This window comes from Bacillus sp. FJAT-49711 (assembly GCF_018343715.1).
GTDB lineage: Bacteria > Bacillota > Bacilli > Bacillales > Bacillaceae_C > Lederbergia.
The window spans coordinates 680,111-703,515 of sequence record NZ_JAGYPL010000002.1; the positions used below are offsets into that span (position 1 = coordinate 680,111).

At 38.7% G+C, this 23,405-nt stretch carries 25 protein-coding genes; 19 read left to right on the forward strand and 6 right to left on the reverse strand.

Annotated features, from left to right (window positions below):
• The first annotated feature begins 58 nt into the window (after positions 1-58).
• From KHA96_RS10975 to KHA96_RS10995, 5 genes are all read left to right on the forward strand, one after another.
• The gene (locus tag KHA96_RS10975) at positions 59-736 is read left to right on the forward strand and encodes a uracil-DNA glycosylase (RefSeq protein WP_213129332.1); all 678 of its coding nucleotides are present in this window, start codon (positions 59-61) and stop codon (positions 734-736) included.
• A 256-nt stretch (positions 737-992) separates the two neighbouring features.
• Complete coding sequence (locus KHA96_RS10980; RefSeq protein ID WP_213129333.1) at positions 993-1,262, forward strand: YwdI family protein; 270 nt, start codon at positions 993-995, stop codon at positions 1,260-1,262.
• Positions 1,263-1,457: 195 nt separating this feature from the next.
• Entirely contained in the window at positions 1,458-1,829 is a 372-nt protein-coding gene (locus KHA96_RS10985; protein WP_213129334.1) for a DUF423 domain-containing protein, read from the forward strand.
• Between the two features lie 114 nt (positions 1,830-1,943).
• Positions 1,944-2,477: a cysteine hydrolase family protein gene (locus tag KHA96_RS10990; protein WP_213129335.1), complete on the forward strand. Its 534-nt coding sequence runs from the start codon at positions 1,944-1,946 to the stop codon at positions 2,475-2,477.
• Between the two features lie 43 nt (positions 2,478-2,520).
• Entirely contained in the window at positions 2,521-3,369 is an 849-nt protein-coding gene (locus KHA96_RS10995) for a sugar phosphate isomerase/epimerase family protein (RefSeq protein WP_213129336.1), read from the forward strand.
• Positions 3,370-3,417: 48 nt separating this feature from the next.
• On the opposite strand, the gene gerQ is transcribed toward KHA96_RS10995, so the two are convergent.
• Entirely contained in the window at positions 3,418-3,843 is a 426-nt protein-coding gene (gerQ, locus tag KHA96_RS11000) for a spore coat protein GerQ (protein ID WP_213129920.1), read from the reverse strand.
• 250 nt (positions 3,844-4,093) lie between these two features.
• Positions 4,094-4,846, reverse strand: a complete 753-nt coding sequence (gene hemQ / locus KHA96_RS11005) for a hydrogen peroxide-dependent heme synthase (protein ID WP_213129337.1) — start codon at positions 4,844-4,846, stop codon at positions 4,094-4,096.
• Between the two features lie 280 nt (positions 4,847-5,126).
• On the opposite strand from hemQ, the gene pta reads away from it, so the two are divergent.
• Together pta and lipL are read left to right on the forward strand one after the other, a co-directional pair.
• Positions 5,127-6,122, forward strand: coding sequence for a phosphate acetyltransferase (pta, locus tag KHA96_RS11010; protein WP_213129338.1), 996 nt, complete (start codon positions 5,127-5,129; stop codon positions 6,120-6,122).
• A gap of 28 nt (positions 6,123-6,150) precedes the next feature.
• Positions 6,151-6,987 (forward strand): octanoyl-[GcvH]:protein N-octanoyltransferase, encoded by an 837-nt coding sequence (gene lipL / locus KHA96_RS11015; protein ID WP_213129339.1) that lies wholly within the window; start codon positions 6,151-6,153, stop codon positions 6,985-6,987.
• A 433-nt stretch (positions 6,988-7,420) separates the two neighbouring features.
• Here the strand turns inward: lipL and KHA96_RS11020 are convergent, their stop codons facing one another.
• On the reverse strand, positions 7,421-8,164 hold the full coding sequence (locus KHA96_RS11020) for an RsfA family transcriptional regulator (RefSeq protein ID WP_283248449.1): 744 nt from the start codon (positions 8,162-8,164) through the stop codon (positions 7,421-7,423).
• Positions 8,165-8,331: 167 nt separating this feature from the next.
• On the opposite strand from KHA96_RS11020, the gene KHA96_RS11025 reads away from it, so the two are divergent.
• Complete coding sequence (locus KHA96_RS11025; RefSeq protein ID WP_213129341.1) at positions 8,332-9,636, forward strand: HD domain-containing protein; 1,305 nt, start codon at positions 8,332-8,334, stop codon at positions 9,634-9,636.
• A gap of 41 nt (positions 9,637-9,677) precedes the next feature.
• A complete protein-coding gene (locus tag KHA96_RS11030; protein WP_213129342.1) occupies positions 9,678-10,187 on the forward strand; it encodes a YwgA family protein in 510 nt (169 codons plus the stop codon).
• 191 nt (positions 10,188-10,378) lie between these two features.
• On the opposite strand, the gene KHA96_RS11035 is transcribed toward KHA96_RS11030, so the two are convergent.
• Positions 10,379-10,588 (reverse strand): 2-hydroxymuconate tautomerase, encoded by a 210-nt coding sequence (locus KHA96_RS11035; protein WP_349305758.1) that lies wholly within the window; start codon positions 10,586-10,588, stop codon positions 10,379-10,381.
• 245 nt (positions 10,589-10,833) lie between these two features.
• Between KHA96_RS11035 and KHA96_RS11040 the strand changes: the two genes are divergently transcribed.
• The 5 genes from KHA96_RS11040 (at position 10,834) to KHA96_RS11060 (ending at position 15,423) form a co-directional block, all read left to right on the forward strand.
• Positions 10,834-11,487, forward strand: a complete 654-nt coding sequence (locus KHA96_RS11040) for a site-2 protease family protein (protein ID WP_349305731.1) — start codon at positions 10,834-10,836, stop codon at positions 11,485-11,487.
• 30 nt (positions 11,488-11,517) lie between these two features.
• Positions 11,518-12,039: a YwhD family protein gene (locus KHA96_RS11045; protein ID WP_213129343.1), complete on the forward strand. Its 522-nt coding sequence runs from the start codon at positions 11,518-11,520 to the stop codon at positions 12,037-12,039.
• Between the two features lie 582 nt (positions 12,040-12,621).
• Entirely contained in the window at positions 12,622-13,308 is a 687-nt protein-coding gene (locus KHA96_RS11050) for a response regulator transcription factor (protein WP_213129344.1), read from the forward strand.
• On the forward strand, positions 13,301-14,398 hold the full coding sequence (locus KHA96_RS11055) for a HAMP domain-containing sensor histidine kinase (RefSeq protein WP_213129345.1): 1,098 nt from the start codon (positions 13,301-13,303) through the stop codon (positions 14,396-14,398). Before KHA96_RS11050 ends, KHA96_RS11055 begins: the two co-directional genes overlap by 8 nt.
• Positions 14,399-14,583: 185 nt before the next feature.
• Complete coding sequence (locus KHA96_RS11060) at positions 14,584-15,423, forward strand: M15 family metallopeptidase (protein ID WP_213129346.1); 840 nt, start codon at positions 14,584-14,586, stop codon at positions 15,421-15,423.
• Positions 15,424-15,449: 26 nt separating this feature from the next.
• Here KHA96_RS11060 and KHA96_RS11065 read toward each other — a convergent pair whose 3' ends face one another.
• On the reverse strand, positions 15,450-17,456 hold the full coding sequence (locus KHA96_RS11065; protein ID WP_213129347.1) for a transglycosylase domain-containing protein: 2,007 nt from the start codon (positions 17,454-17,456) through the stop codon (positions 15,450-15,452).
• 236 nt (positions 17,457-17,692) lie between these two features.
• On the opposite strand from KHA96_RS11065, the gene KHA96_RS11070 reads away from it, so the two are divergent.
• From KHA96_RS11070 to speB, 3 genes are all read left to right on the forward strand, one after another.
• Positions 17,693-17,860 carry a hypothetical protein gene (locus tag KHA96_RS11070; protein WP_213129348.1) on the forward strand — a complete coding sequence of 56 codons (168 nt, stop codon included), beginning with the start codon at positions 17,693-17,695 and terminating at the stop codon, positions 17,858-17,860.
• An 85-nt stretch (positions 17,861-17,945) separates the two neighbouring features.
• Positions 17,946-18,779 carry a spermidine synthase gene (speE, locus tag KHA96_RS11075; protein ID WP_213129349.1) on the forward strand — a complete coding sequence of 278 codons (834 nt, stop codon included), beginning with the start codon at positions 17,946-17,948 and terminating at the stop codon, positions 18,777-18,779.
• A gap of 47 nt (positions 18,780-18,826) precedes the next feature.
• Positions 18,827-19,699 (forward strand): agmatinase, encoded by an 873-nt coding sequence (gene speB / locus KHA96_RS11080; protein ID WP_213129350.1) that lies wholly within the window; start codon positions 18,827-18,829, stop codon positions 19,697-19,699.
• Between the two features lie 279 nt (positions 19,700-19,978).
• Here the strand turns inward: speB and KHA96_RS11085 are convergent, their stop codons facing one another.
• Positions 19,979-21,091 (reverse strand): GGDEF domain-containing protein, encoded by a 1,113-nt coding sequence (locus tag KHA96_RS11085; protein ID WP_213129351.1) that lies wholly within the window; start codon positions 21,089-21,091, stop codon positions 19,979-19,981.
• Positions 21,092-21,260: 169 nt separating this feature from the next.
• On the opposite strand from KHA96_RS11085, the gene KHA96_RS11090 reads away from it, so the two are divergent.
• Positions 21,261-21,674, forward strand: a complete 414-nt coding sequence (locus KHA96_RS11090) for a YwiB family protein (protein ID WP_349305732.1) — start codon at positions 21,261-21,263, stop codon at positions 21,672-21,674.
• A 2-nt stretch (positions 21,675-21,676) separates the two neighbouring features.
• Positions 21,677-23,347 (forward strand): arginine--tRNA ligase, encoded by a 1,671-nt coding sequence (gene argS, locus KHA96_RS11095; protein ID WP_213129353.1) that lies wholly within the window; start codon positions 21,677-21,679, stop codon positions 23,345-23,347.
• The last annotated feature ends 58 nt before the right edge of the window (positions 23,348-23,405 follow it).

The following is a 23,405-nucleotide window of genomic DNA, read 5'->3' on the forward strand; positions in this document are numbered from 1 at the left end:
TTAGATTTTAAATAAAACATTTCATGGGTATATAGTAAACTGAAGGGAGAGACACGCATTGAAAAATACTTTAAAAAATGATTGGGGTTCATTACTAGAATCGGAATTTCATAAATTATACTTTGAAAAGCTCCAAGCTTTTTTAACCGAGGAGTATGACAAGGAAATTATATATCCAGATCATAACGATATATTTAATGCACTTCATTATACACCTTATCATCATGTAAAAGCCGTCATTCTTGGTCAAGATCCTTATCATGGACCCGGCCAGGCGCATGGGCTTAGCTTTTCCGTTAAACCGGATGTCCGCGTTCCGCCGTCTTTACGGAATATTTTTAAAGAGTTGAAAAATGATATAGGATGTGAGATTCCGAATAACGGATATTTAGTAAAGTGGGCAGAACAAGGCGTCCTCATGCTTAACACAATACTAACCGTCAAGGCGGGGCAGGCCTTCTCGCATCGAGGAAAAGGGTGGGAAATATTTACGGACAAAGTGATTTCGTTACTCAATGAACGGGAGAAACCCGTTGCTTTTATTCTTTGGGGCCGCCCTGCACAAGAGAAAATTGCGCTTATTAATACAAGTAAACATAAAATAATCCAATCCCCTCATCCAAGTCCATTTGCGGCAAGGAAGGGATTCTTTGGCAGCCATCCCTTTTCAAAAACGAACGAATTTTTGCAGGAATTGGGTGAAACACCTATCGATTGGCAAATTCCTAATCTTTAATCTTTTGCGCCAGGAATTTTGGAAATTACCATAATCTATGCTAGAACTTATATTTTTTTAGATGATAGCTTCCGATTAAATTTCCTTAGCTTTGTATAATCAACCAAATCATATTGAATCCATTTCATTGATGAGGAATTCTCCTCATCTTATTTTTGATTTTTTTTGCAAAAATGCCTATGCTGTAATTGTAGCGAATGAAAAGTGGTTAAGTGAGGAAGAGAATGGCTGCAAATGAATGACTGGAGTTGTCGGTATGAATATCTCTTATAAAAGCTTACTTGAAAAATTAGAGAATGAGATAAGGAAGGCAAAAGGAGCAAATGGAGAACAGGAACTAAAAGGGCATTTATATGCTGTTAAGGCTCTTGCTGAATTGGCGTTAGAGGAAGATCAAAAAGATATTAGCAGTTTTACACCACGGAAAATTACTCTCCCTGAAAAAGCTCAAACTATTTCAGTAACAAACCAGGAACGAATTAAAATGGAAGATGGCGCGAACGGAGATTCATTGTTTGACTTTTAATAGAAAAGCGAAAGCGCCTGTTCATCGACGTACAAACTTCAGGGCCACTGACCGAGATAAAGGAAACACGGCGAGGGACGAACTAGTGAAATTGGCACTTCAAATTTCACCTGATGTTGACTTATCGTAGGGAAGAGGACAAGAAGTTTGCCAGTCGACAGGGGCTAGCTGGAAATAGAAAGGTGATTTTACTATATGAAAATATTTATCATTATTGGTGCAATCAATGCATTTTTAGCAGTTGCTTTAGGAGCATTTGGTGCTCACGGATTAGAAGGGAAACTTGAACCAAAATATTTAGAGGTTTGGAAAACAGGGGTTACATATCAAATGTTTCATGCGCTTGGCCTGATAGCGATTGGAATTATCGGGAGAAATATTCCGGTTTCTTCACTTTTATCATGGTCTGGCTGGACGATGCTGATTGGAATTATCCTTTTTTCAGGTAGCTTGTACATATTGAGTACATCTGGCATTAAAGTTTTAGGGGCGATTACACCTTTAGGCGGTATTGCATTCCTTATATCGTGGGTTCTTCTCATTGTTTTTGCGGTGAAGCACCTTTAATACTAGAAATATTACACCTTGCTTATACAAAGAGCGAGGTGTTTTTATATTGATGAAGGAATTTGGATTCTTATATAGAAATAAAATAAATAGACACAAAAGCAGGTGATATGAATGAAAGCACTTTTAGTTATTGATGTACAAAATGGAATTGTGAGTTTTGGAGATTTTAAAAAGGAACTTACATTGATGGAAAACATCATTCAAGATTTCAAAAATCATCATTCCCCAGTCATCTTTATGAAACATTTTGATGAAATGGAGGAAAGCCCACTATATAGAGGGTCGGAGGGTTTCGAATTACATAAATCTCTTAAAAGATACGCTGATTACGTCATTGAAAAACAAACTCCAAGTTCATTTTTTAACACAGAATTAGCCGCTATTTTAGAAAAATTAGGTGTAGATCATCTCTTTATAACAGGGTTTAATACAGAATTTTGTTGTATGTTTACCGCTATTTCTGCATTCGATAGAGGATACAAAGTAACGTTTATTGAGGATGCCACTGGTACTGTAAATAATGATGAAACTTACGAAATGCCGGGGTTAGATATAAAAGATTTTGTTGGAACCGTACTTAATTGGTCAGGTGTTATTGAAGTATTAGATTACGAGGAATATGTAGAAATATATAAGAAAGTGTGAGATTAAGAAATTATTTCAGTGATAGATACGGAGGTGTAATGTTATGGAACTAGGTATGTACACGATTGAAATGAAACGCCCCACCACAGAAGAGCTGTTTGCCTCTATTAAAAATGTAGGGTTCACTCAAGTTCAATTTGATTTTTCTTCAGTGTGTGACGAACAGTTGCCATTAACGTTCGAACGAGGACTGCTAAAAGAGGTTCAAAAACAGGCAGAGCGGAATAAAGTTGAAATTGTTGCAGTGAATGGAACGTTCAATATGATTCACCCATCTAAAGAGGTAAGGGAAGATGGCTACAAACGGTTTGCTTCGGTCGCTGAAGCTAGTCGTGAGCTAAATTGTGATTTTATCACATTATGTACAGGAAGCAGAAATATACAAAGCATGTGGTTGGGGCATGAGGACAATCAGAATCCTGAGGCTTGGGAAGATCTTTTGGTGTCGACGGAAAAGGTGTTGGAGCAAGCAGAGCGGTATGATTTAATTTTAGGTATTGAGTGTGAGCCTAATAACTGTATTAATACTCCCGAAATGGCTCGAAAGCTAATGGACACTTTTAATACGCCTCGTCTAAAAATAATCATGGATATCGCAAACCTTTTTCAAAAAGGACAAGCTCGAAAAGAAAAGGTAAGACCGATAATGGATCACGCTTTTGAACTGCTAGGGAAAGATGTTTATCTTGCTCACGGCAAAGATATAAAAGATGGTGACGATTTGAATCCCACATACGCTGGGAACGGGATTGTGGACTTCGAATACTTTTTAGAAAAGCTAGATCAGGTAGGCTACACTGGTGGAATGCTGTTACATGGAATTCATGACGAACGCCACTTCGATGATAGTGTTGCATTTATTAGAGATGTGATCGCAAAACATAAAGCATAAATATAAAAAGCGCCTTGATTAATTGCCAAGGCGCTTCCGCTATTCCGATTATCGGGGTGGTGCTGATGCCAGAGGTCCTGCACCAAATGGATATTCGTAATCAATCGGTTCATCAAAAGTGACATAGTCAACATAAACCATTGGAATTAAATATCTTTTTCCAGTCTGAGGATCACTTAAAATGAGGTGATCCCTTCCCGCGGCTTCGATAATACCATTAAAAATTTTTGCATTCCATTCCCGATTATGTTCAAAGGTACTATGGACATGGACAAGCTTGCCTTTATTCAGCCTGAGAATATTTTCAATATAGGATTCCTCTATAGGCAGCATGCCAGGGACGTTGACTCCGCCTTTTGTACCGGCGACACCGGTAGGAACTTGCATCGGTTGTTGATAAAATCCCGCTGGGAATTGGGCTTGCGGTGTAAACGGCATTTGTTGTCTTTGATTCTGTGGATAATAACCGGCCATATTTTGATATGGATATGGGTTTGACAAATTACTCCCTCCTTATAGATTCGGGTGCCTTTTCCTTTTGGCAGCCTTGTTCTAGAAATGAATGTTTGGTAGGAAAAATGATAAAAGCACCAAATTTAATTCACTCTTTCATATCTATGCAAACAAGAGGGCTGGTATGCAGTACTAACTTTTCGAAAGTTTAAAGAAAAATCAAATGAAAAAAGCCTTTTCCCGTTAAAAGGAAAAAGGCTATGTATCATATTTATTTTATATATAAAAATCTCTCTAAATCATGATCTTCAAGTATATTTCCGACGAAGAATGAACCGAATTCCCCGTAGCGTGCGCTCACTTCGTCAAATCTCATTTCATATACAATTTTTTTGAATTGCAAGGCGTCATCTGAAAATAACGTGACTCCCCATTCGTAATCGTCTAATCCAACAGATCCGCAAATAAGCTGCTTAATGATTCCGGCATATTTGCGACCAATCATACCATGGCTGTACATTAATTCTTTTCTATCTTCCATGGAAAGCATATACCAATTGTCATTCCCTTGGCGGCGCTTATCCATTGGATAGAAGCAAACATGCTTTGTTTTCGGTAAAATAGGGTATAAACGTCCACGGACATATGGATTTTGATACGGATCCTCTTTTGATTCTTTTGCCATGTAATTACTTAATTCCACAACGGATACATAGGAATAGGCAGGTATTGTGTATTCAGCAATCGTTAATTTATTGAATTCATTTTCAAGATCATTCAATTCTTCCATCGTCGGACGTAAAATCATTAGCATAAAATCCGCTTTTTGACCAACAATGGAATAGAGAGCATGACTGCCTTCCTTTTGATCTTGCACAGCATTCAGCTTTTCTAGATATTGTGAAAATTCATGGATCGCCGCTTGTCGCACGTCACTTGATAATTGTTTCCAAGAAGACCAATCCATCGTTCTAAAATCATGCAGTGTATACCAACCATCCAGTGTTTGTGCTGGTTCACTCATTCGGATCAACTCCTATTCTTCAGCATTTGTGATTCATTCTAGCCTTTTAGCTACTAGAATAAACTATATCATAATTTGTCCTGAGCAAGCCTCATTAAGCATCTATGTAAAAATATTGTCAAGAATACACCATATCATTATCAATCTTGTGAAAATGGGTATATGCTTATGGAGAGGATTACCTAGTAAACCATACAGGTGGATTATGGAGTAAACCATACAGGTGGATTACGCTAGTAAACCATACAGGGTTAATTATTAAAGCAGGAGGAAGATTAACATGGCTGACTTAAATAATGACTTATTTGAAATTTTAAAAGAAAAAGCACGCGGATGGGATAGGAAAATTGTTTTTCCTGAAGCGTTAGATCCGAGAGTCCTTGCCGCGGCGGGAAGACTTGCAGCAGACGAAGTGTTAATCCCGGTATTGATTGGCAGTATGGAAAGTATTCAGGAAAAAGCGGATGAAATGAATGTTTCATTAGATCGCATGGAAATATATGATCCCGCAAAATATGTTGCCTTCGATGAAATGGTAGCAGCCTTTGTGGAAAGACGAAAAGGAAAAGTAACGGAATCGGAAGCACAAAATTTACTATTAAATGAAAATTATTTTGGAACAATGCTTGTATACATGAAAAAAGCACATGGGTTAGTAAGTGGAGCGGTCCATTCAACTGCGGATACGGTTAGACCAGCATTGCAAATTATCAAAATGAAGCCAGGCCTAAGTAAAACATCAGGCGTTTTCATTATGGTAAGAGGGGAAGAACAATACGTATTTGCGGATTGTGCTATCAATATTGCACCAGAAGCTCAAGATTTAGCTGAAATTGCGGTTGAAAGTGCCAAAACAGCAGCAATGTTTGATATTGATCCTCGTGTTGCCATGCTTAGTTTTTCAACAAAGGGTTCAGCTGTGTCTGATGAAACAAAAAGAGTGGAAGCAGCTCTTCAATTGGCAAAGGAAATGGACTCTGAATTGCTTATTGATGGTGAGTTCCAGTTTGATGCAGCAATTGTACCATCTGTTGCACAGAAAAAAGCACCAGACTCCCCCATTCAAGGTGATGCAAATGTCTTCATTTTCCCAAGTCTTGAAGCTGGAAATATTGGATATAAAATAGCTCAGCGACTTGGAGGCTTTGAAGCAATAGGGCCGATCTTACAAGGGTTAAATTCACCGGTAAACGATCTTTCACGCGGTTGCAGTGAAGAAGACGTGTATAATCTAGCCCTTGTTACAGCAGTTCAATCACTTGGGAAAAGTTCTTAAGGTTGCAGGTTGAAGGAGTTAAACGTACATGTTGGGAAGTAACCTACTTTTACAGCAAAAAGAATGGCGAATTATTGATCAATCAAGTGTGAATCCTCATTTTCATGCGATGCAATCATTTGCTATAGATGATACTCTTTGCATGTCGGTTGGGAGTGGCTATTCGCCCCCAACTGCAAGAGCATGGGTTCATGCTAATACTCTAGTATTAGGGATACAAGATACAAAGCTTCCAGCTTTACAAGAGGGTCTCAAGTTTCTAGCCAATCAAAACTATGAGGGGATTGTACGTAATTCTGGAGGACTTGCCGTAGTTCTTGATGAAGGGGTCCTTAACTTAACGCTTATTTTCCCCGACACCGAAAAGGGCATCGATATTAACCGCGGCTATGATTCTATGTATGATCTTATTCGCCTTATGTTTCAAGACTTTCCACAAACGATTGAAGCTTACGAGATTATTGGGTCTTATTGTCCGGGAAGCTATGATCTAAGCATTAATGGGAAAAAGTTTGCCGGCATTTCCCAGCGGCGAATCCGAAAAGGGGTTGCCGTACAAATTTATCTTTGTGTAACGGGAAGCGGACGTAAGCGTGCAGAACTCGTTCGAGATTTTTATACATACGCCAAATTTATGGAGCCATCTAAATATCATTTTCCAGATGTGCATCCAGAAGTTATGGCTTCTTTGTCTGAATTACTGAAGGTTGATTTATCCATTCAGGATGTAATGCTGAGGTTTTTGCAGACATTGCAAGGTTTGGCTGGAAAGCTATATTCCAGCGGGTTAAAAGGGAATGAACTTGATTGGTTTGAAGTTTATTATGAACGAATGATCGACAGAAATAATAAAATAAAGCCGTAATGTGTTGATACACATTCACGGCTTTTACTGTGTCTAGTTCCAGCGCCTATCGACTAGCAAACTTCTTGCCCTCTTCCCTGCGATAAGCCAACATCAAGTGAAATTTGAAGTGCCAATTTCACTAGGTGAAATTTGAAGTGCCAACTTCACTAGGTGAAATTTGAAGTGCCAATTTCACTAGATCGTCTTGTCTAGCTGCGGTCGCCAACCCCTTGAGGTCAAATAACCTGAATCAATAAAAGTCAAAATACGGACTTTTTTTGCCTCGGAACATTTGCTTGTCGGAGGTCCACAGGATGTGGGTCAGGAAGGCGTTGCGATGTACACGGATGTACTAGTGCGGGCGAATCGACAGGACGTCGCTGCCTGAGCCTGCAACAGGACGTTGCGCACTTAGCCTTCCTTCCTATTCAGGCGACTTCCGCTTTTCTTGTTACTCTGCTAACTTCTCTAAATTTCCGTTTCTATCCATTTTAAACGTGTTTGCAGGACGCTCATCTTCATCGAATAATACGAGTTTTCGAGCGCGGTTCAAAATCTTCATTAGTGTCTCATAATCTTCTTGCATGGTTTCCGAGTTATCTTCAAGCTTGGAGACTTGTTTTGTTAATACTTCATTTTCTTTGCGCAGTTCGGAGATTTCCCTTTTTAATCTCTGATTCTCACTTCTTAGTACATCTAAATGAAACTCGGAACTTTGAATCGTCTGTAGATATGAAATTACTTTTTCTATACTCAATTCACCTGTTTGCATTGTTGCAGGTGCTGGTAATAAGTTTCCTGTAAACGGAGCAAGTTCAGAAAGTGTTTGTTCTTCTCCCATTTCTTCTGCATACATTTCATACGAATTTGCCGATTCCAGTGAAGATTCCATCGGTGCCTCATTTAAAATAGAGATTGGTGGCTGATAAAGGAGCTTCTTTTTGCCGCCTTGATCTTTGCCAAGCATTCTTTGACGTTGTTTTCGTTGTTTTTTCGCTAAATCTAGCGCTTTTTCATACTGATGACGAACTACGGCATTCCATCTAAAGCCACAAGCTGCAGAAGTTCGATTAAGTCTATCACCGACTTCTTCAAATGCATTTAACTGAGTACTACCCTCGCGAACATGCCTAAGTACAGTCTCGGCCAACAGTAAATCATTCTCTTCCGTCCAAGCATCTTGTCGTGTTTTCATCATTTTTCACTCCCATTAATATCTTTTAATTCCGGTAATTATATGATGGACAACAAAGCCAATTTATATACCAAAATCGCAATAAATTAATAGAAACTTGATGTGCTTTATAAAAAAATCCAAAACCGATATAATGTAAACATGATAGATAGGAAGAGGGTTTGTAGATGAATCATTCCAATATAAAATTAAGCGAGGAAAAAGTTTTCAAAGACCCTGTTCATCGTTATGCCCATGTGCGTGATAAAATTATTTGGGAATTAATCGGTACGAAGGAATTCCAGCGACTTCGAAGAATCAAGCAGCTTGGAACTACATATTTAACGTTTCACGGTGCGGAGCATAGCCGTTTTAATCATTCTCTCGGTGTGTACGAAATTGTGAGGCGAATCGTTGACGATGTATTTAAAGGGAGACCTGAATGGAACGAAGATGAAAGACTTCTATCCCTTTGTGCTGCTCTTTTACACGATTTAGGACATGGTCCATTTTCGCATTCATTTGAAAAAGTGTATCACACAGACCATGAATTATTCACAAGACAAATTATCTTGGGGGAGACTGAGGTTAATGCTGTTTTACGGCGTGTTAGTCCTGATTTTCCTCAAAAGGTGGCAGATGTCGTAGGAAAGACGTATGAGGACAAGTTAGTTGTCAGTTTAATATCAAGTCAAATTGACGCGGATCGAATGGATTACCTACAGCGTGATGCTTATTTTACGGGTGTTAGCTACGGCCATTTTGATATGGAGAGAGTCATGCGGGTAATGAGACCGCTTGAAGATCAAGTTGTTTTCAAATCAACGGGGATGCATGCAGTTGAAGATTATATTATGAGCCGCTATCAAATGTATTGGCAAGTATATTTTCATCCTGTCACGAGAAGCGCGGAAGTCATCCTTACAAAAATCCTGCAGCGAGCAAAAGCGTTATATGAAAACGCGTATACATTTAAATATGAACCAACTCACTTTATTTCTCTTTTTGAGGAAAAAGTGACATTAGAAGATTATTTAAAATTAGATGAAACTGTTATTTTATACTATTTTCAAATGTGGGAAGACGAAGAGGATCCCATTCTCCGAGATTTGTGCAATCGGTTCATGAATCGCAATCTATTGAAATATGTAGAATTTGATCCTGCACGAGAATATAAATTGTTAGGACATCTCGATGAACTTTTCCGAGAAGCGGAGATTGATCCTAATTATTATTTAGCTGTAGATTCTTCTTCGGACCTTCCATATGATTTTTACCGACCTGGTGAAGAGGAGGAGCGCCTCCCGATTCATTTATTAATGCCTAACGGTGAATTGCGTGAATTATCAAGGGAGTCGACAATCGTACAAGCCATTTCTGGAAAAAGACGTACAGATCATAAATTATATTACCCAGAAGACTTTCTTCTAGACCAATCGAAACATGGGGAAATCAAACAGCAAATATTATCCATTTTAAAGAAACATGGATGATCCATCACTGAAAAAATTGAGCAGGAGTTGAAACGTTTGTTATGCTGAATGACCATCTACGATTAATGAATATATTTGCTGTGGCAGGAGAAATTGTCGGTCGTAAAAAGCTGCAAAAGATGGTTTATATTGCAAAGAAATTAAATTTTCCTTTTCAGGAGAAGTTCGAATTTCATTTTTACGGGCCATATTCAGAAGAATTGACATTACGAGTTGAGGAATTATGCAATTTTGGTTTTATTGATGAAGTGAAGGAAGATAGAAGCGGATATGTTCATTATAAGTATAGAGTGACAAAGGCGGGGCAGGAGTTTTTAGATTCATACGAAATGGATCTTCCGAACTTGGAGGCATGCCTGGAAAAAATGAACGAGAAGAATGCACGCTTTCTTGAGTTAGTTTCGACGGTTCTATACTTTGATTCATTACCAAAGCCGAAAGTGGAAGAAAAAGTCCAAGTTTTAAAGAGCGAGCAATCATATACAAAGGATGAAATGAAAGAAGCGTATACATATATTGAGGATTTGAGAAAAGCGACTATTCTACATTAAGCGGCTGAAGAGGGCAACGAAATGACGTCGCCCTCCGTTTTTACTCGAGTCTAGCTCCAGCGCCTAGTGGATTTCTACTTCCCTTCCTACGATAAGGAAGCCAGATTCGTCCTCACGGACTTATCGTGTTTCCTTTATCTCGTCAGTGAATACGAAATCCATACGTCGATGAGCAAGGCACTTACGCTTTTCTATTCATCACTTAATCTTTTTCCGCCAACAGCATAATGGTTTTTGCTCATCTCTTCGATGAAAACAACAACTTTGTCTTCCGAGGCTCCAGTTGTTTCAACAACAGCAGCTGTTACTTTTTCTACTAATGCTTTTTTCTGTTCTTCATTTCGTCCTTCTAGCATTTTTACAGTTACGTAAGGCATGTTAATATTCCTCCTACTAAATATGTATTCAAGGAAAAGTGTATGCTTTTTTTACCATTAAAGAAAGCATAAAATGTTTATTGCCGTTTAATTAAATAAACGTGTTTACTTATCTAGTTTTAGTCGAAACGGCTTAAGATTGAAAACCAATCGCTAATCTGAACATTTGCTTGTTTCCGATTAGAGGGGGATTTCTAATAAGATAATCAATAAGGGCTTAAATTTTTGCTATAATGTTAGGAAGAATGATTTATGAAGGGGTTGGATATGTGGAACGTTTTCTTAGATTCCCTCTCGAACAAATTCCGTTAATTGCAGCGGTACTACTGATCGCTTTTACTGTGCATGAATTTGCGCATGCATATACAGCATATAAATTAGGAGACTCAACTGCGAAAAATCAAGGAAGATTGACATTGAACCCACTCCACCATTTGGATCCGATAGGGACATTACTCATTTTCATCGCAGGTTTTGGTTGGGCACGCCCTGTCCCTGTGAATCGATACCATTTCAAAAATCCACGTGTCGGCGGAATATTGGTGTCCTTAATGGGGCCAGTTAGCAACTTTTTGCTTGCGTTTATTGGAATGGGCGTTCTATATGTATTTATTATATCGGGGCTTGCTGCATCATTACCGCCATTGGTTATGCAATTCTTTAATTTATTCGTATATTTTAACGTGTTGCTATTTGTTTTTAATTTACTGCCGCTCCCGCCATTAGATGGATATAGGATTTTAGAAGATCTATTACCGCCTTCTGTAAGGGCAAAAATGACTCAGTATGAACAATTTGGTTCATTAATATTTATCATTTTAGTCATAACCCCACTTGGGAGATATACGATTTATCCGATTATTAATACAGTTGTGCCATTTTTTATAGAAAGTCTTCAAAATGTGTTTGCTTTTGTTTTATAAGGAAAAGCTAAAGTGTGAGGAGGTTTTTTTGTGGAACAAGGGAAGAAAAAACTAGAATTCAATATTATAAAAAATGACCCGACAGACGGACATAAAGGATTTGGAATTGGCTCTCTCAGTTTAGATAACATAACTCCTATTATGATAGATGTAGAGGCTGGAGAAGTATGGATTGAGCTTCAGGCTATGCACGCTCGAAGCAAAACAGAGCGTGGGGTTAGATACGTAAAAAGTCTTGAGGAACTCTTGACAGATTACCCTAAGGAAGATGCGAAAAAATACTGGGTTATTTGGGTAGCCGTTGCTCGTAAGCCAGAGGGACCATATTACGCAGGGATCACGGCTTGTGAATTATATATTAATCGCCCTGCACGAAGAGGCTATAAATCGATGCCGGAACATGTGAATCATATGGATAAGGCAATGAAGGGCAAAGTCATTGTTCGTAACATGGAAGATGAATCAAGAAAAAACCTTGCAGCCTTTTTAAAACAGCATGATGAGGGAATGTGGAATCGTTCAAGTGAAGCCCTGAAAGATGAATTATCTTAAGTACTATATAAAGATTTGAACAATTTATGACATTTTGCAAATATAGTAGTGCGTACTTGCCGATTGATCGGAAAAAAAGTAAACTTACATATAGTTTGTACAGAATACAAACTAGGACACTGAAAAGCGAAAGCGCCTGTCCATCGACGTATGAACTTCAGGGCCATTGACTGAGATAAAGGAAACACGATAAGCCTGCAAGGCGAATCGATGTTGACTTATCGTAGGGAGAGGGACAGGAAGTTTACTAGTCGATAGGCGCTTCAGCTGGACACTGAAAAGCGAAAGGCGCCGGATTAGCCCCGACAAGCAAATGTTCTGAGGCAAAAAAGTCTGTTTTTTGACTTTTATTGACTCAGGTTATTTGACCTCGAGGGGCTGGCGCCTGCAGCTGGACACACGAAAAGCGAAAGGCGCCGGATTAGCCCCGACAAGCAAATGTTCTGAGGCAAAAAAGTCTGTTTTTTGACTTTTATTGACTCAGGTTATTTGACCTCGAGGGGCTGGTGCCTGCAGCTGGACACACGAAACCTGAGGCCGCACACCTCAGGTTTTTTCATCTATTAGATAGGTGGTGAAATCATGGTAACGATATTGATCGCAGATGATGAAAAAGAGATTGCTGAATTAGTAGGATATCATTTAGAGAAGGAAGGCTATCAAGTCATCAAAGTTCACGATGGAATGGAAGCGCTTCAGACAATGCAAACACGAAACATCGATTTAGCGGTTTTAGATATTATGATGCCAAAAATGGATGGTTATGAAGTGATTCGCGAAGTTCGTGAGGAATATGCTTTACCTGTTATTTTTTTAAGTGCGAAACAATCTGATTTAGATAAAATTACCGGACTTGTAATGGGTGCAGATGATTATATGTCTAAGCCGTTTAACCCAATGGAATTAGTGGCGCGCGTCAATGCTCAGCTTCGCCGTTCCAAGCTTTTGAGCCAAACGAATGGAAAAATCCACGAAGTAGAAGTGGGCGGATTGAACATAAATCTGGACGAGCGGACAGTAAAGTTATACGGAGAACCTATAGAATTAACTCCAAAAGAGTTTGATATTTTATACTTATTGGCTAGTTATCCAAAGAAGGTTTATAGTGTTGAAAATATCTTTCAGAACGTATGGGGCGAAGAATACTACGAGGGCAGCAATACAGTAATGGTACATATTCGGGCTTTGAGAAAAAAGTTAAAAGAAGACGAGCATAAGAATAAGTTCATAAAAACCGTTTGGGGAGTAGGGTATACATTCAATGGCTAAAATAGTGCGCAGCTTTCGAACTCAAATGATCCTTCGCTTATGTGTCAGTATGCTCTTAGCTGGTGCTATTACTTTTGGTATCTATAAAATACTCCAATATTATTATCAAACATCCCAAGTGCAAATGGGGGAGCCGTTGGCAAATATTCGAAAAACCATAGAGAGAATAGGGGATATAAATGTTTTCCTCATTATTTTTATTCCCCTCGCAATTTTGTTTTTCTTTTTACTTACAAAGTCATACTCAACGTATTTTAAAAAAATATCAACTGGAATTCATCAGCTTGCAATTGGTGAATTTAATAGCGCCGTACACATTTCAACGAATGATGAGTTCAGGATTATCGCAGAAGATATTAATAAAGCGGCACAGGAATTGAGGGAGTCCCTACAAAGAGAAAATCTTGCCATAAGTAGCAAGGAGCAGCTTATCGTCAACTTAGCCCATGATTTACGGACACCACTCACTTCCGTTTTAGGATATATAGAATTGCTTATGAAGGATCAACAACTTTCCGAAGATCAAATGAAGCATTTTTTAACGATTGCCCATACAAAATCATTAAGGTTGGAAAAGTTGATAGACGAGCTCTTTGAAATATCACGCTTGAATTACGGAATGATTAAAATGGACAAGGAATCTATTAATATTGGGGAACTGCTTATTCAATTGAATGAAGAATTTTACCCGATTTTGGAGAAAAACCGTTTATTAGCCAGATTGGATATCGTTCCTCATCTGCTAATTACTGGTGATGGTGAGATGCTGGCAAGGGTCTTCGAGAATTTGCTCACGAATGCGATCCGTTATGGATCTGAAGGAGAATATATCGATATAAAAGGCTATCTTGATAGCCATGAAGTCGTTGTGGAAGTTGTGAATTATGGAAGTTTTATACCCGAAGATGATCTAACACATATTTTTGACGTGTTTTATACAGGTGATCGTTCCCGTTCATTGGAACATAATAGTACGGGATTAGGACTTTACATTGCCAAAAATATAATTGATCAGCATAACGGAACGATTACTGCCTATAGCGACCCCATTCAAACAAAGTTTGAAGTTCGCTTGCCTCAAAAAGTATAGTCTTTTAGGGTTTATATTTTTGGAATGCGACTCGTTTTTGTCTAGCGCAAGCAGTTCCTTTCATTGTAGTCGTACGTCGATGAACAGGCGCTTTTGCTTTTCTAGTAAATCTTAATAAAAACTTTATCTTTTCTTTCTTTTTTCTTTAATTGTCTTTCCTATTATTAAGATGGAGGGAAGATAAGATGAAAAAGATAAAGTGGATATTATTATTAGGGATTCTCGTTCTGCTATTCGGTTATAAGTTCAATGATTTTCATTCAAGGATAAATATTTCTGATGAAAAAAGTGAGAATACAACTTATATTACGATTGAAAGTGATCACATTTACTACGGAGATTTATTATTGATCAATCAAGATAACCCAGTAAACGAGATAGGTGTAAAACGAGATATCATAAATTTAATCGAACATCAAAATCATATGCAAGGTTATCAACTGCTCGATCATAATATAAAAATATCAGAACAAGTAGCAGAACGTTTTTCATCAATGGTTAATGCAGCAAAAAAAGATCAAGTTAACCACTTTATGATTAATAGTGGTTTTCGGAGTTTTGAAGAACAAAATCAACTCTACGAAGAAATGGGTCCAGCCTATGCATTGCCAGCCGGATTCAGTGAACACAATTTAGGTCTTTCACTCGACATTGGCTCGACATTAACTAAGATGGAAGAGGCAAAAGAAGGAAAATGGCTCGAGAAAAACTCGTGGAAATATGGTTTTATTTTGCGCTATCCGAAAGATAAAACGGCAATCACAGGAATTCAATACGAACCTTGGCATTTTCGCTATGTCGGTTTGCCGCATAGCGCCATTATGTATGAAAAAAACTTAACCCTTGAGCAATACTTAGATTATGTGAAAAAGAAGAAATCAATTTCTGTTCACTACGAAGGTAATAAATATTATATATCTTACTATGATTTCAAAGGAGAATCTTCCTTAAAAATAGCGGTTGCACGTAACTATGAAATATCAGGGGACAATAAAAGTGGAATCATTGTAACAGGAATGGAATAAAAAGTGAAAAAAAATAACGGAGCCAATTAATTTGGCCCCGTTAATAGGTGTTCTGCGCAAATTTCTTCAGGTTCAGTGCCTTTTACAAAATAAGTAAGCCTAAAGACAGGGCACAGATTTGTAGCTAATTTTCCATTCGATGGGTCAACAGGAACGGCTGTTACACCTACAGGCGGTCTGAATGTGTGAAGTTTTTCAGGCTGACCTTCTATAGCTCGCTCCATAAAACGAATCCACATATTTTTCGCGTAAACCTTGTCTGCGGTGAGCGTAATTTCTTTGCCTTGGTCATAACCTGTCCAAACGACAGATGCGAGTCCCGGAGTAAAGCCAGCCATCCAGCTATCTGATATAGTAGAACCGGATTTTCCGGCATACACTCTGCTCATCTGGTTTGCAATCGAAGCTCCTGTCACGGTAGCATATCCGTTCAATTTAGAATCGAACATACCTGTCATCATTTGACTCATAATAAAGGCAAGATCCGGATTTAAAACTTGTTCTTCTTTTTCTTCAATCTCGTAAATCACTTTTCCGCGATAATCTACTACTTTCTGAATAAAAATGGGCTCCACCTTTTTTCCACCATTTGCGAGCATGCTATAAGCATTCAGCAATTCTACAACCTTTACACCGGAAGTTCCTAGTGCGAGAGATGGGACGGGTTCCATGTCAGATGTGATCCCAAATTTATGAACCGTATCTACTAAAACTTTTTCTCCAAGAAATAGATGAGTTTTAACGGCATATATATTGTCTGATACTGCCAGCGCTTGAGCCATTGTCACTTCGCTATTTGCATAGCGATTATTAAAATTATGCGGAGTGTATTCGGAATTTCCATCGAATGTAAACGTTGTTGGTTCACTTCGCATTAAGGTAGATGGTGTAAAACCACGCTCAAGAGCCGCATAATAAAGAAGTGGTTTCATTGTAGATCCTGGTTGCCTTACTGCTTGAGTTGCTCGATTAAAAGGACTTTCATCATAATTTCTTCCCCCTATTAGCGCTGTGACGAATCCAGTCTTTGGATCCATAGCCGCAAATCCGACTTGAATCTCCGAGTCTTCGGCAAATGTTTCTTTCATCACATTTTCAGCAATCTCTTGTTGTTTAGGATCAATTGTTGTAAATACTTTTAACCCGCCAAGCGCTAAGACTCTTTCATCGAGACCAACTGTCGTTAATAATTCCTTTTTTACGATATCATAAAAATAAGGAGCGGAGTCAGCACGATGATGCGGATGTTTTCCAGTAAAGATTAAATTTTCTTCAGCGGCGGCTTTTGCCGTTTCTTCCGTAATCACGTTCATTTCTTGCATCGATTTTAAAATGAGCAACTGTCTCTTTTTCGCTTTTTCATAGTTAATGATCGGAGAGTAAATGCTTGGACCTTTTGGGATTCCTATAAGCATAGCGCCTTCTGCAATCGTTAAATCTTTCGCGTTCTTCCCAAAATAAAATTGACTTGCCGCTTCAATCCCGTATGCTCCATGTCCAAAGTTTATTGTATTTAAATAACCTTCCAATATTTCATCTTTACTGTAATTTCCTTCAAGACGAATCGTATAAATTGCTTCTGAAATCTTTCGTTTCCACGTTTTATCCATTGTCAAAAATAGATTCCGAGCATATTGTTGAGAAATAGTGCTTGCACCTTGTACTTTTTTCATTGCTGTCACATTCGCTACTACAGCCCCAACAATTCTTTTAAAATCAAAACCAGAATGATGATAAAAAGTACGATCTTCAATAGCAATGGCCGCTTCGATAGTGGATGGTGAAATTTCATCTAGTTTTATCCAGTAACGCTTTTCCCCGCTATTGCTCTCCCCTATAACCGACCCGTCATTTGCATAATATAAAGTGGATTGTGGGATGGCAAGTGGAGGAGGGCCAAGTATTTTTATATAAATAATAAATGAAAGGAAAAGTGCTCCGAATGCTCCAATCGCTAAAATACTAGTAAACATCAACAGTCGAATCGTTCTCCACTTTTTTCTATGAGCTCTCGTTTCCGTCTCCATTTTCATCACCCCAATCTAGCAATCTTTTATCATCAGTATGAAAGAAAAAGCTTTGTTTTATTCACCGTTTTCTAAAAAATCTTTACATCATTCCTCATATTTTCTATAATTTTGTTGTTTGCAAATGTCCGATAGTGGAAAACTAGTTAGAAAAGCGGAAGCGCCTTGCCCATCGACGTATGGATTTCGTATTCCCAGACGAGATAAAGGAAACAGGATGAGTCCGAAAGGACGAATCGATGTTGACTTATCGTAGGAGGGGAAGTAGAAATCCACTAGTCGATGGCGCTGTAGCTGGACAAAGAAAAGCGGAAGCGCCTTGCCCATCGACGTATGGATTTCGTATTCCCAGACGAGATAAAGGAAACGGGATGAGTCCGAAAGGACGAATCGATGTTGACTTATCGTAGGAGGGGAAGTAGAAATCCACTAGTCGATAGGCGCTGTAGCTGGACAAAATAATGTGCCAATGCACACGGAAGGATGGCTGTAAAAATGGGAGGTTTATGGTTTACTGAAAAGCAGACTGATCATTACGGCATCACGATGAAGATAAAACGTACATTACATACAGAGCAAACAGATTTTCAAATGTTGGAAATGTTGGAAACAGAAGAGTGGGGGAATATGCTTCTGCTTGATGGGATGGTCATGACGACGGAAAGGGACGAATTCGTTTATCATGAAATGGTGGCCCATGTACCTTTATTTACACATCCTCATCCAAAAAATGTGTTAGTAGTAGGTGGGGGCGATGGCGGAGTTATTCGCGAGATTATGAAGCACCCGTCAGTTAAAAAAGCAGTCCTAGTGGATATAGATGGGAAAGTGATTGAGTACTCGAAACAATTTTTACCTACAATTGCAGGTGAACTGGATAATGATCGCGTCGAAGTAAAAGTAGACGATGGCTTTATGGAAATAGCGAAAAGCGAAGATGAGTATGATGTCATTATGGTCGATTCAACGGAACCAGTAGGTCCTGCCGTGAATTTATTTACGAAAGGCTTTTATGCAGGAATTTCAAAGGCTTTAAAGGAGGATGGGATTTTTGTCGCCCAAACAGACAATCCTTGGTTTAAAGCTGATCTCATTCGTGAAGTTCAACGAGATGTGAAAGAAATTTTTCCAATTACAAAACTCTATATTGCAAATGTCCCGACTTATCCAAGTGGGATGTGGACTTTTACATTAGGATCAAAGCGCTATGACCCACTAAAGGTAGAAGATAGTCGATTCCATTCAATTGAAACAAAATACTACACAAAAGACCTGCACAAAGCAGCCTTCGTTCTCCCAAAATTCATCGCAGACCTTACAAACGAATAAGCAGGGATTGGAGTAAACGGAGGCAGGTTAGAAAGAGGAGAATATAAATGCGTTTTGATGAAACGTATTCGGGAAATGTATTCATTGGAAGCCACCCGAATTTTGAAGAGAGCCAAGCAGTAATATATGGAATGCCGATGGATTGGACAGTGAGTTATCGTCCTGGTTCCCGTTTTGGCCCGGGGCAAATTCGAAAAGTATCTATTGGTCTTGAAGAATACAGTCCGTATCTTGACAAAGAAATGTCCGAAGTTAAATACTTTGATGCCGGTGACATCCCACTTCCATTCGGAAATGCACAGAGAAGCCTAGATATGATTGAGGAATATATCGACTCATTATTGGATGCTGGAAAATTCCCCTTTGGAATGGGAGGGGAACATTTAGTTACATGGCCGGTCATAAAAGCGATGTATAAAAAGTATCCGAATCTTGCTGTCATTCATATGGATGCTCATACGGATTTACGAACGGAATATGAAGGAGAGCCACTATCCCATTCGACTCCCATTCGAAAAGCAGCTGACTTGATAGGTGCAAAAAATATCTACTCATTCGGGATCCGTTCCGGAATGAAAGAAGAATTCGAATGGGCGAAAGAAAATGGCATGCATATCGCTAAATTTGAAGTACTCGAACCATTGAAAAAAGTTCTGCCAACATTAGCTAATCGCCCTGTCTACGTAACGATCGATATTGACGTTCTTGACCCAGCACATGCTCCGGGAACAGGAACCGTAGACGCAGGCGGCATTACATCAAAAGAACTACTGGCATCGATTCACGAAATCGCTCATTCCGACATCAACGTCGTCGGCTGTGATTTAGTGGAAGTAGCTCCTGTTTACGACCATTCCGAGCAAACAGCCAACACGGCGAGTAAACTCATAAGAGAAATGTTGCTAGGTTTTATAAAATAACTCTGCATTATTAATGGTTGATTTTCGTGTAGGTATGAGAATCAATAGGCGGAAAATTTCCGTCTAATGTATATAAACTAGCTTAAGAAGCAGATATAAACGGAGATATTCCGATTAACTGCTCTAAATAAGGCAAAATCCAAAGATTTGGATGATATAAACGGAAAAACTTCCTTTATTTTTTAGGAAATATGGGCATTTCTTATCTTAAACGGAATTTATCCGTTTATTATCAAAATACCTTGAAATTAACATATTAAAAGAAAAAGGCTACCCTAATTAGTTATAAACTGATTTCAGGGTAGTTTTAACTATTTCATCAATATGCACCACTTTATTCCGGCCGGTGTCTTTTGCATGATATAAGGCGATATCAGACTGGTTGAAAAGTTTTTGTATCTCATTCCCATTATGGGGAAATGTACTAACACCAACCGAAACGGTAATATCTAGCTGTAGTCCATCGGTCATCTTAAAAGAGGTGCTTTCCACAGCTGAACGTATTATTTCAGCCACTTCCATTCCAATTTCTTTTTCAGCATTTGGGACAATGACTGTAAATTCCTCTCCACCATTTCTTGTTACGATTCCCTCATAACTGTGTGACGCTCTTCTCAATCTTGAAGCAAGTTCACGAAGTACTTCATCGCCAACTGGATGCCCATATGTATCATTTACTTTTTTAAAATGATCGATATCAAGAAGGAGGAGCGAAAAAGGAGTATTCTTTTCCGCTGTTATCGTTTCAGTGATTTTCTGAAACATTCTATTATTATAAAGTCCTGTTAAAAAGTCTGTTTCCGCCAACTTTTCCGCCATACTCACCTTTTTAAAATGAATATCCATTTCGCGCAAAATAAATAGGACGGTAAAGAATGATAAAAATGAAAAAGCCATGAAGTAAAGAACTTGTGTAGCTGATTCCCATGAAAAATTCATAAGGAAAGCTAAAGTAAGTGATGTTTGAACAGCATAGTAGTAAAAATAATAACGAGCATTTCGAAAGGTCATGCCTTTTCTTTTTGTGAAATACGAAATAACTAAGCCGCCGAAGATCGTTAGCGTCCCAGCGATAATGGAATCAAAAGTGACGCCCGTTATAAAAATTCTTACTCCCCCAATAATTAGTCCACTAACTAATGGCGCGATCGGACCGCCAAATATTCCCGATAGGACAATAACGACGATGCGAGCATCAACAATAATAGAATCTGAAACCGCAATGGCGGTATGCATTAATACAAGACCAGCTACTGCACTTATAAGTCCGATTAATAATGGATGTAAGGCAGGGAAAGGAAAGTGAAAACGGACTCGACTTTGGAAGGGCCAGTAAGAGAGAACACTAAAAGTGAATAAAATACAAAAATTTATTGCCATTTCTAAAAACATATATGTCTCCTATTATCGAATTTTGTCGCTTTCATTATAGCGGATTTGTATATGGTTAATAAAGGGGATTATACATTTTATTGGGAAAATCAACGAGCAAAATAGACTTCCGCGTGAAAGTTTCCTATAATAAATAGGTTAAACTAAAGATAAAGGTGGTTTTTTGACCGTGGATACACAAACCTCAGTCAAAATCCAACTCACGACAAGAGTGAGGATCGACGATGACATTGAGACATACGAATTGACCGTTTTTGGTACTCGTTATCAGAAAGGGAATACAATATATTTGAAATATGATGAAGTTCAAGAAGAAGGAACAATCCATACAGTTGTGAAGGTTTTACAAGATGAAGCTGTCATTATGCGAAGCGGGCTTATTAAAATGCGCTTGGCTTTTAGTTTATCGGAGCAAAGGCAAGGAACACATGAAAGCACATTAGGAAGTCTCTTTTTAATGACGGATACAAAAAAGCTGAATCACGAAGATGGGAAATTAAGTCTTGCCTATGATTTATCCATGCAAGGCACGCTCGCTGGATATTACGAAATGGATCTAGAATATAAGGAGGATAAGCTGTAATTATGAACATTGTTGAACAAATTCAAGAGAACGTAAAGGCGGAAATTAAGGCAGCAGTATTGAAAGCGGAGCTTGCGACAGAGGAACAGATTCCCGAAGTCATCCTCGAAACACCGAAAGATAAAACACATGGTGACTATTCTACCAACATGGCGATGCAGCTTGCTCGTATTGCCAAAAAAGCACCGCGCGTAATAGCTGAGCAAATTCAAACACATTTCGATCTTTCGAAAGCATCGATTGAAAAAATTGAAATCGCTGGGCCAGGCTTTATTAACTTTTACATGGATAATAGCTATTTAACAGATATTATCCATACGATTCTTGACCAAGCTGTAGACTATGGCCGCTCAAATGCTGGGAAAGGTGAAAAAGTCCAAGTCGAGTTTGTATCGGCAAATCCTACCGGTGATCTTCATCTTGGACATGCTCGTGGAGCCGCAGTCGGCGATTCCCTTTGCAATATCCTCGATAAAGCAGGATATCATGTATCGCGGGAATTTTATATTAATGATGCTGGAAACCAGATTCATAATTTAGCTTTGTCAGTAGAGGCGCGTTATTTCCAAGCGCTGGGGCTTGAAAAAGATATGCCGGAAGATGGCTATCATGGACAGGATATCATTGGCATCGGTCAAAAACTTGCCGAAGAATTCGGAGATAAATATATCAATGTAGACGAACAAACTCGCTCCGATTTTTTCCGTAAATATGGATTAGAATATGAACTGGAAAAATTAAAACGGGATTTAGAAAACTTCCGAGTGCGTTTCGACGTGTGGTATTCAGAAACATCATTATATGAAAACAACAAAATTCAGCCAGCTCTAAATCAACTTCGTGAAAGAGGCCATATTTACGAGCAGGATGGGGCTACATGGTTTAGATCAACAGAGTTTGGCGATGATAAAGATCGCGTTCTTATTAAAAATGACGGAACCTACACATATTTAACGCCAGATATTGCGTATCATTTGGATAAGCTGGATCGAGGTTTTGATAAGCTCATCAATATTTGGGGAGCAGATCACCATGGATATATTCCTCGTATGAAGGCAGCGATTCAGGCATTAGGGTACGAACGCGACCGTCTCGAAGTTGAAGTCATCCAGCTTGTTCATTTGTATAAAGATGGAGAAAAAATGAAAATGAGCAAGCGTACAGGGAAGGCTGTCACGATGCGTGAATTGATTGAAGAAGTTGGGCTAGATGCTGTGCGCTATTTCTTTGCGATGAGAAGTTCAGATACCCATATGGACTTTGACTTAGATTTGGCTGTTTCCGAATCCAATGAAAACCCTGTTTATTATTCTCAATACGCACATGCGCGAATTTGGAGCATTCTCCGTTCGGCAGAGGAAAAAGGATTTTCCGTAGACTTGAACGCAGATCTATCTGTATTGATGAGTGAAAAATCCGTAGACTTATTGAAAAAACTCGGTGAATTCCCGCAAATTATTGCAGATGCCGCTGAAAAGCGAATTCCGCATCGAATTACTCATTATGTTTATGAGCTTGCTTCTTCCTTCCATAGTTTTTACAATGCAGAGAAAGTGTTGAATGAGGAAAATGTGGAAGAAACAAAAGCTCGTCTAGCTTTAGTAAAAGCGGTACAGATTACATTGAAAAATGCTCTCGCCTTAGTCGGTGTATCCGCACCTGAGAAAATGTAAGAAGACAGAGTTCGTCCCTATATGAATAAGTATTGCCTATACAAAAAGCCAAACCTGG

Excerpts from the sequence above, each read along its gene's own strand:
- speE (WP_213129349.1), top strand. The coding sequence starts at position 17,946 with ATGGGAGGTTTATGGTTTACTGAAAAGCAGACTGATCATTACGGCATC.
- KHA96_RS10985 (WP_213129334.1), top strand. The coding sequence starts at position 1,458 with ATGAAAATATTTATCATTATTGGTGCAATCAATGCATTTTTAGCAGTT.
- argS (WP_213129353.1), top strand. The coding sequence starts at position 21,677 with ATGAACATTGTTGAACAAATTCAAGAGAACGTAAAGGCGGAAATTAAG.
- KHA96_RS11060 (WP_213129346.1), top strand. The coding sequence starts at position 14,584 with ATGAAAAAGATAAAGTGGATATTATTATTAGGGATTCTCGTTCTGCTA.
- KHA96_RS11050 (WP_213129344.1), top strand. The coding sequence starts at position 12,622 with ATGGTAACGATATTGATCGCAGATGATGAAAAAGAGATTGCTGAATTA.
- pta (WP_213129338.1), top strand. The coding sequence starts at position 5,127 with ATGGCTGACTTAAATAATGACTTATTTGAAATTTTAAAAGAAAAAGCA.
- KHA96_RS11025 (WP_213129341.1), top strand. The coding sequence starts at position 8,332 with ATGAATCATTCCAATATAAAATTAAGCGAGGAAAAAGTTTTCAAAGAC.
- KHA96_RS11065 (WP_213129347.1), bottom strand. The coding sequence starts at position 17,456 with ATGAAAATGGAGACGGAAACGAGAGCTCATAGAAAAAAGTGGAGAACG.
- KHA96_RS11030 (WP_213129342.1), top strand. The coding sequence starts at position 9,678 with ATGCTGAATGACCATCTACGATTAATGAATATATTTGCTGTGGCAGGA.
- lipL (WP_213129339.1), top strand. The coding sequence starts at position 6,151 with ATGTTGGGAAGTAACCTACTTTTACAGCAAAAAGAATGGCGAATTATT.
- KHA96_RS11055 (WP_213129345.1), top strand. The coding sequence starts at position 13,301 with ATGGCTAAAATAGTGCGCAGCTTTCGAACTCAAATGATCCTTCGCTTA.
- speB (WP_213129350.1), top strand. The coding sequence starts at position 18,827 with ATGCGTTTTGATGAAACGTATTCGGGAAATGTATTCATTGGAAGCCAC.
- KHA96_RS11020 (WP_283248449.1), bottom strand. The coding sequence starts at position 8,164 with ATGAAAACACGACAAGATGCTTGGACGGAAGAGAATGATTTACTGTTG.
- hemQ (WP_213129337.1), bottom strand. The coding sequence starts at position 4,846 with ATGAGTGAACCAGCACAAACACTGGATGGTTGGTATACACTGCATGAT.
- gerQ (WP_213129920.1), bottom strand. The coding sequence starts at position 3,843 with ATGGCCGGTTATTATCCACAGAATCAAAGACAACAAATGCCGTTTACA.
- KHA96_RS10980 (WP_213129333.1), top strand. The coding sequence starts at position 993 with ATGAATATCTCTTATAAAAGCTTACTTGAAAAATTAGAGAATGAGATA.
- KHA96_RS11085 (WP_213129351.1), bottom strand. The coding sequence starts at position 21,091 with ATGTTTTTAGAAATGGCAATAAATTTTTGTATTTTATTCACTTTTAGT.
- KHA96_RS10995 (WP_213129336.1), top strand. The coding sequence starts at position 2,521 with ATGGAACTAGGTATGTACACGATTGAAATGAAACGCCCCACCACAGAA.
- KHA96_RS10990 (WP_213129335.1), top strand. The coding sequence starts at position 1,944 with ATGAAAGCACTTTTAGTTATTGATGTACAAAATGGAATTGTGAGTTTT.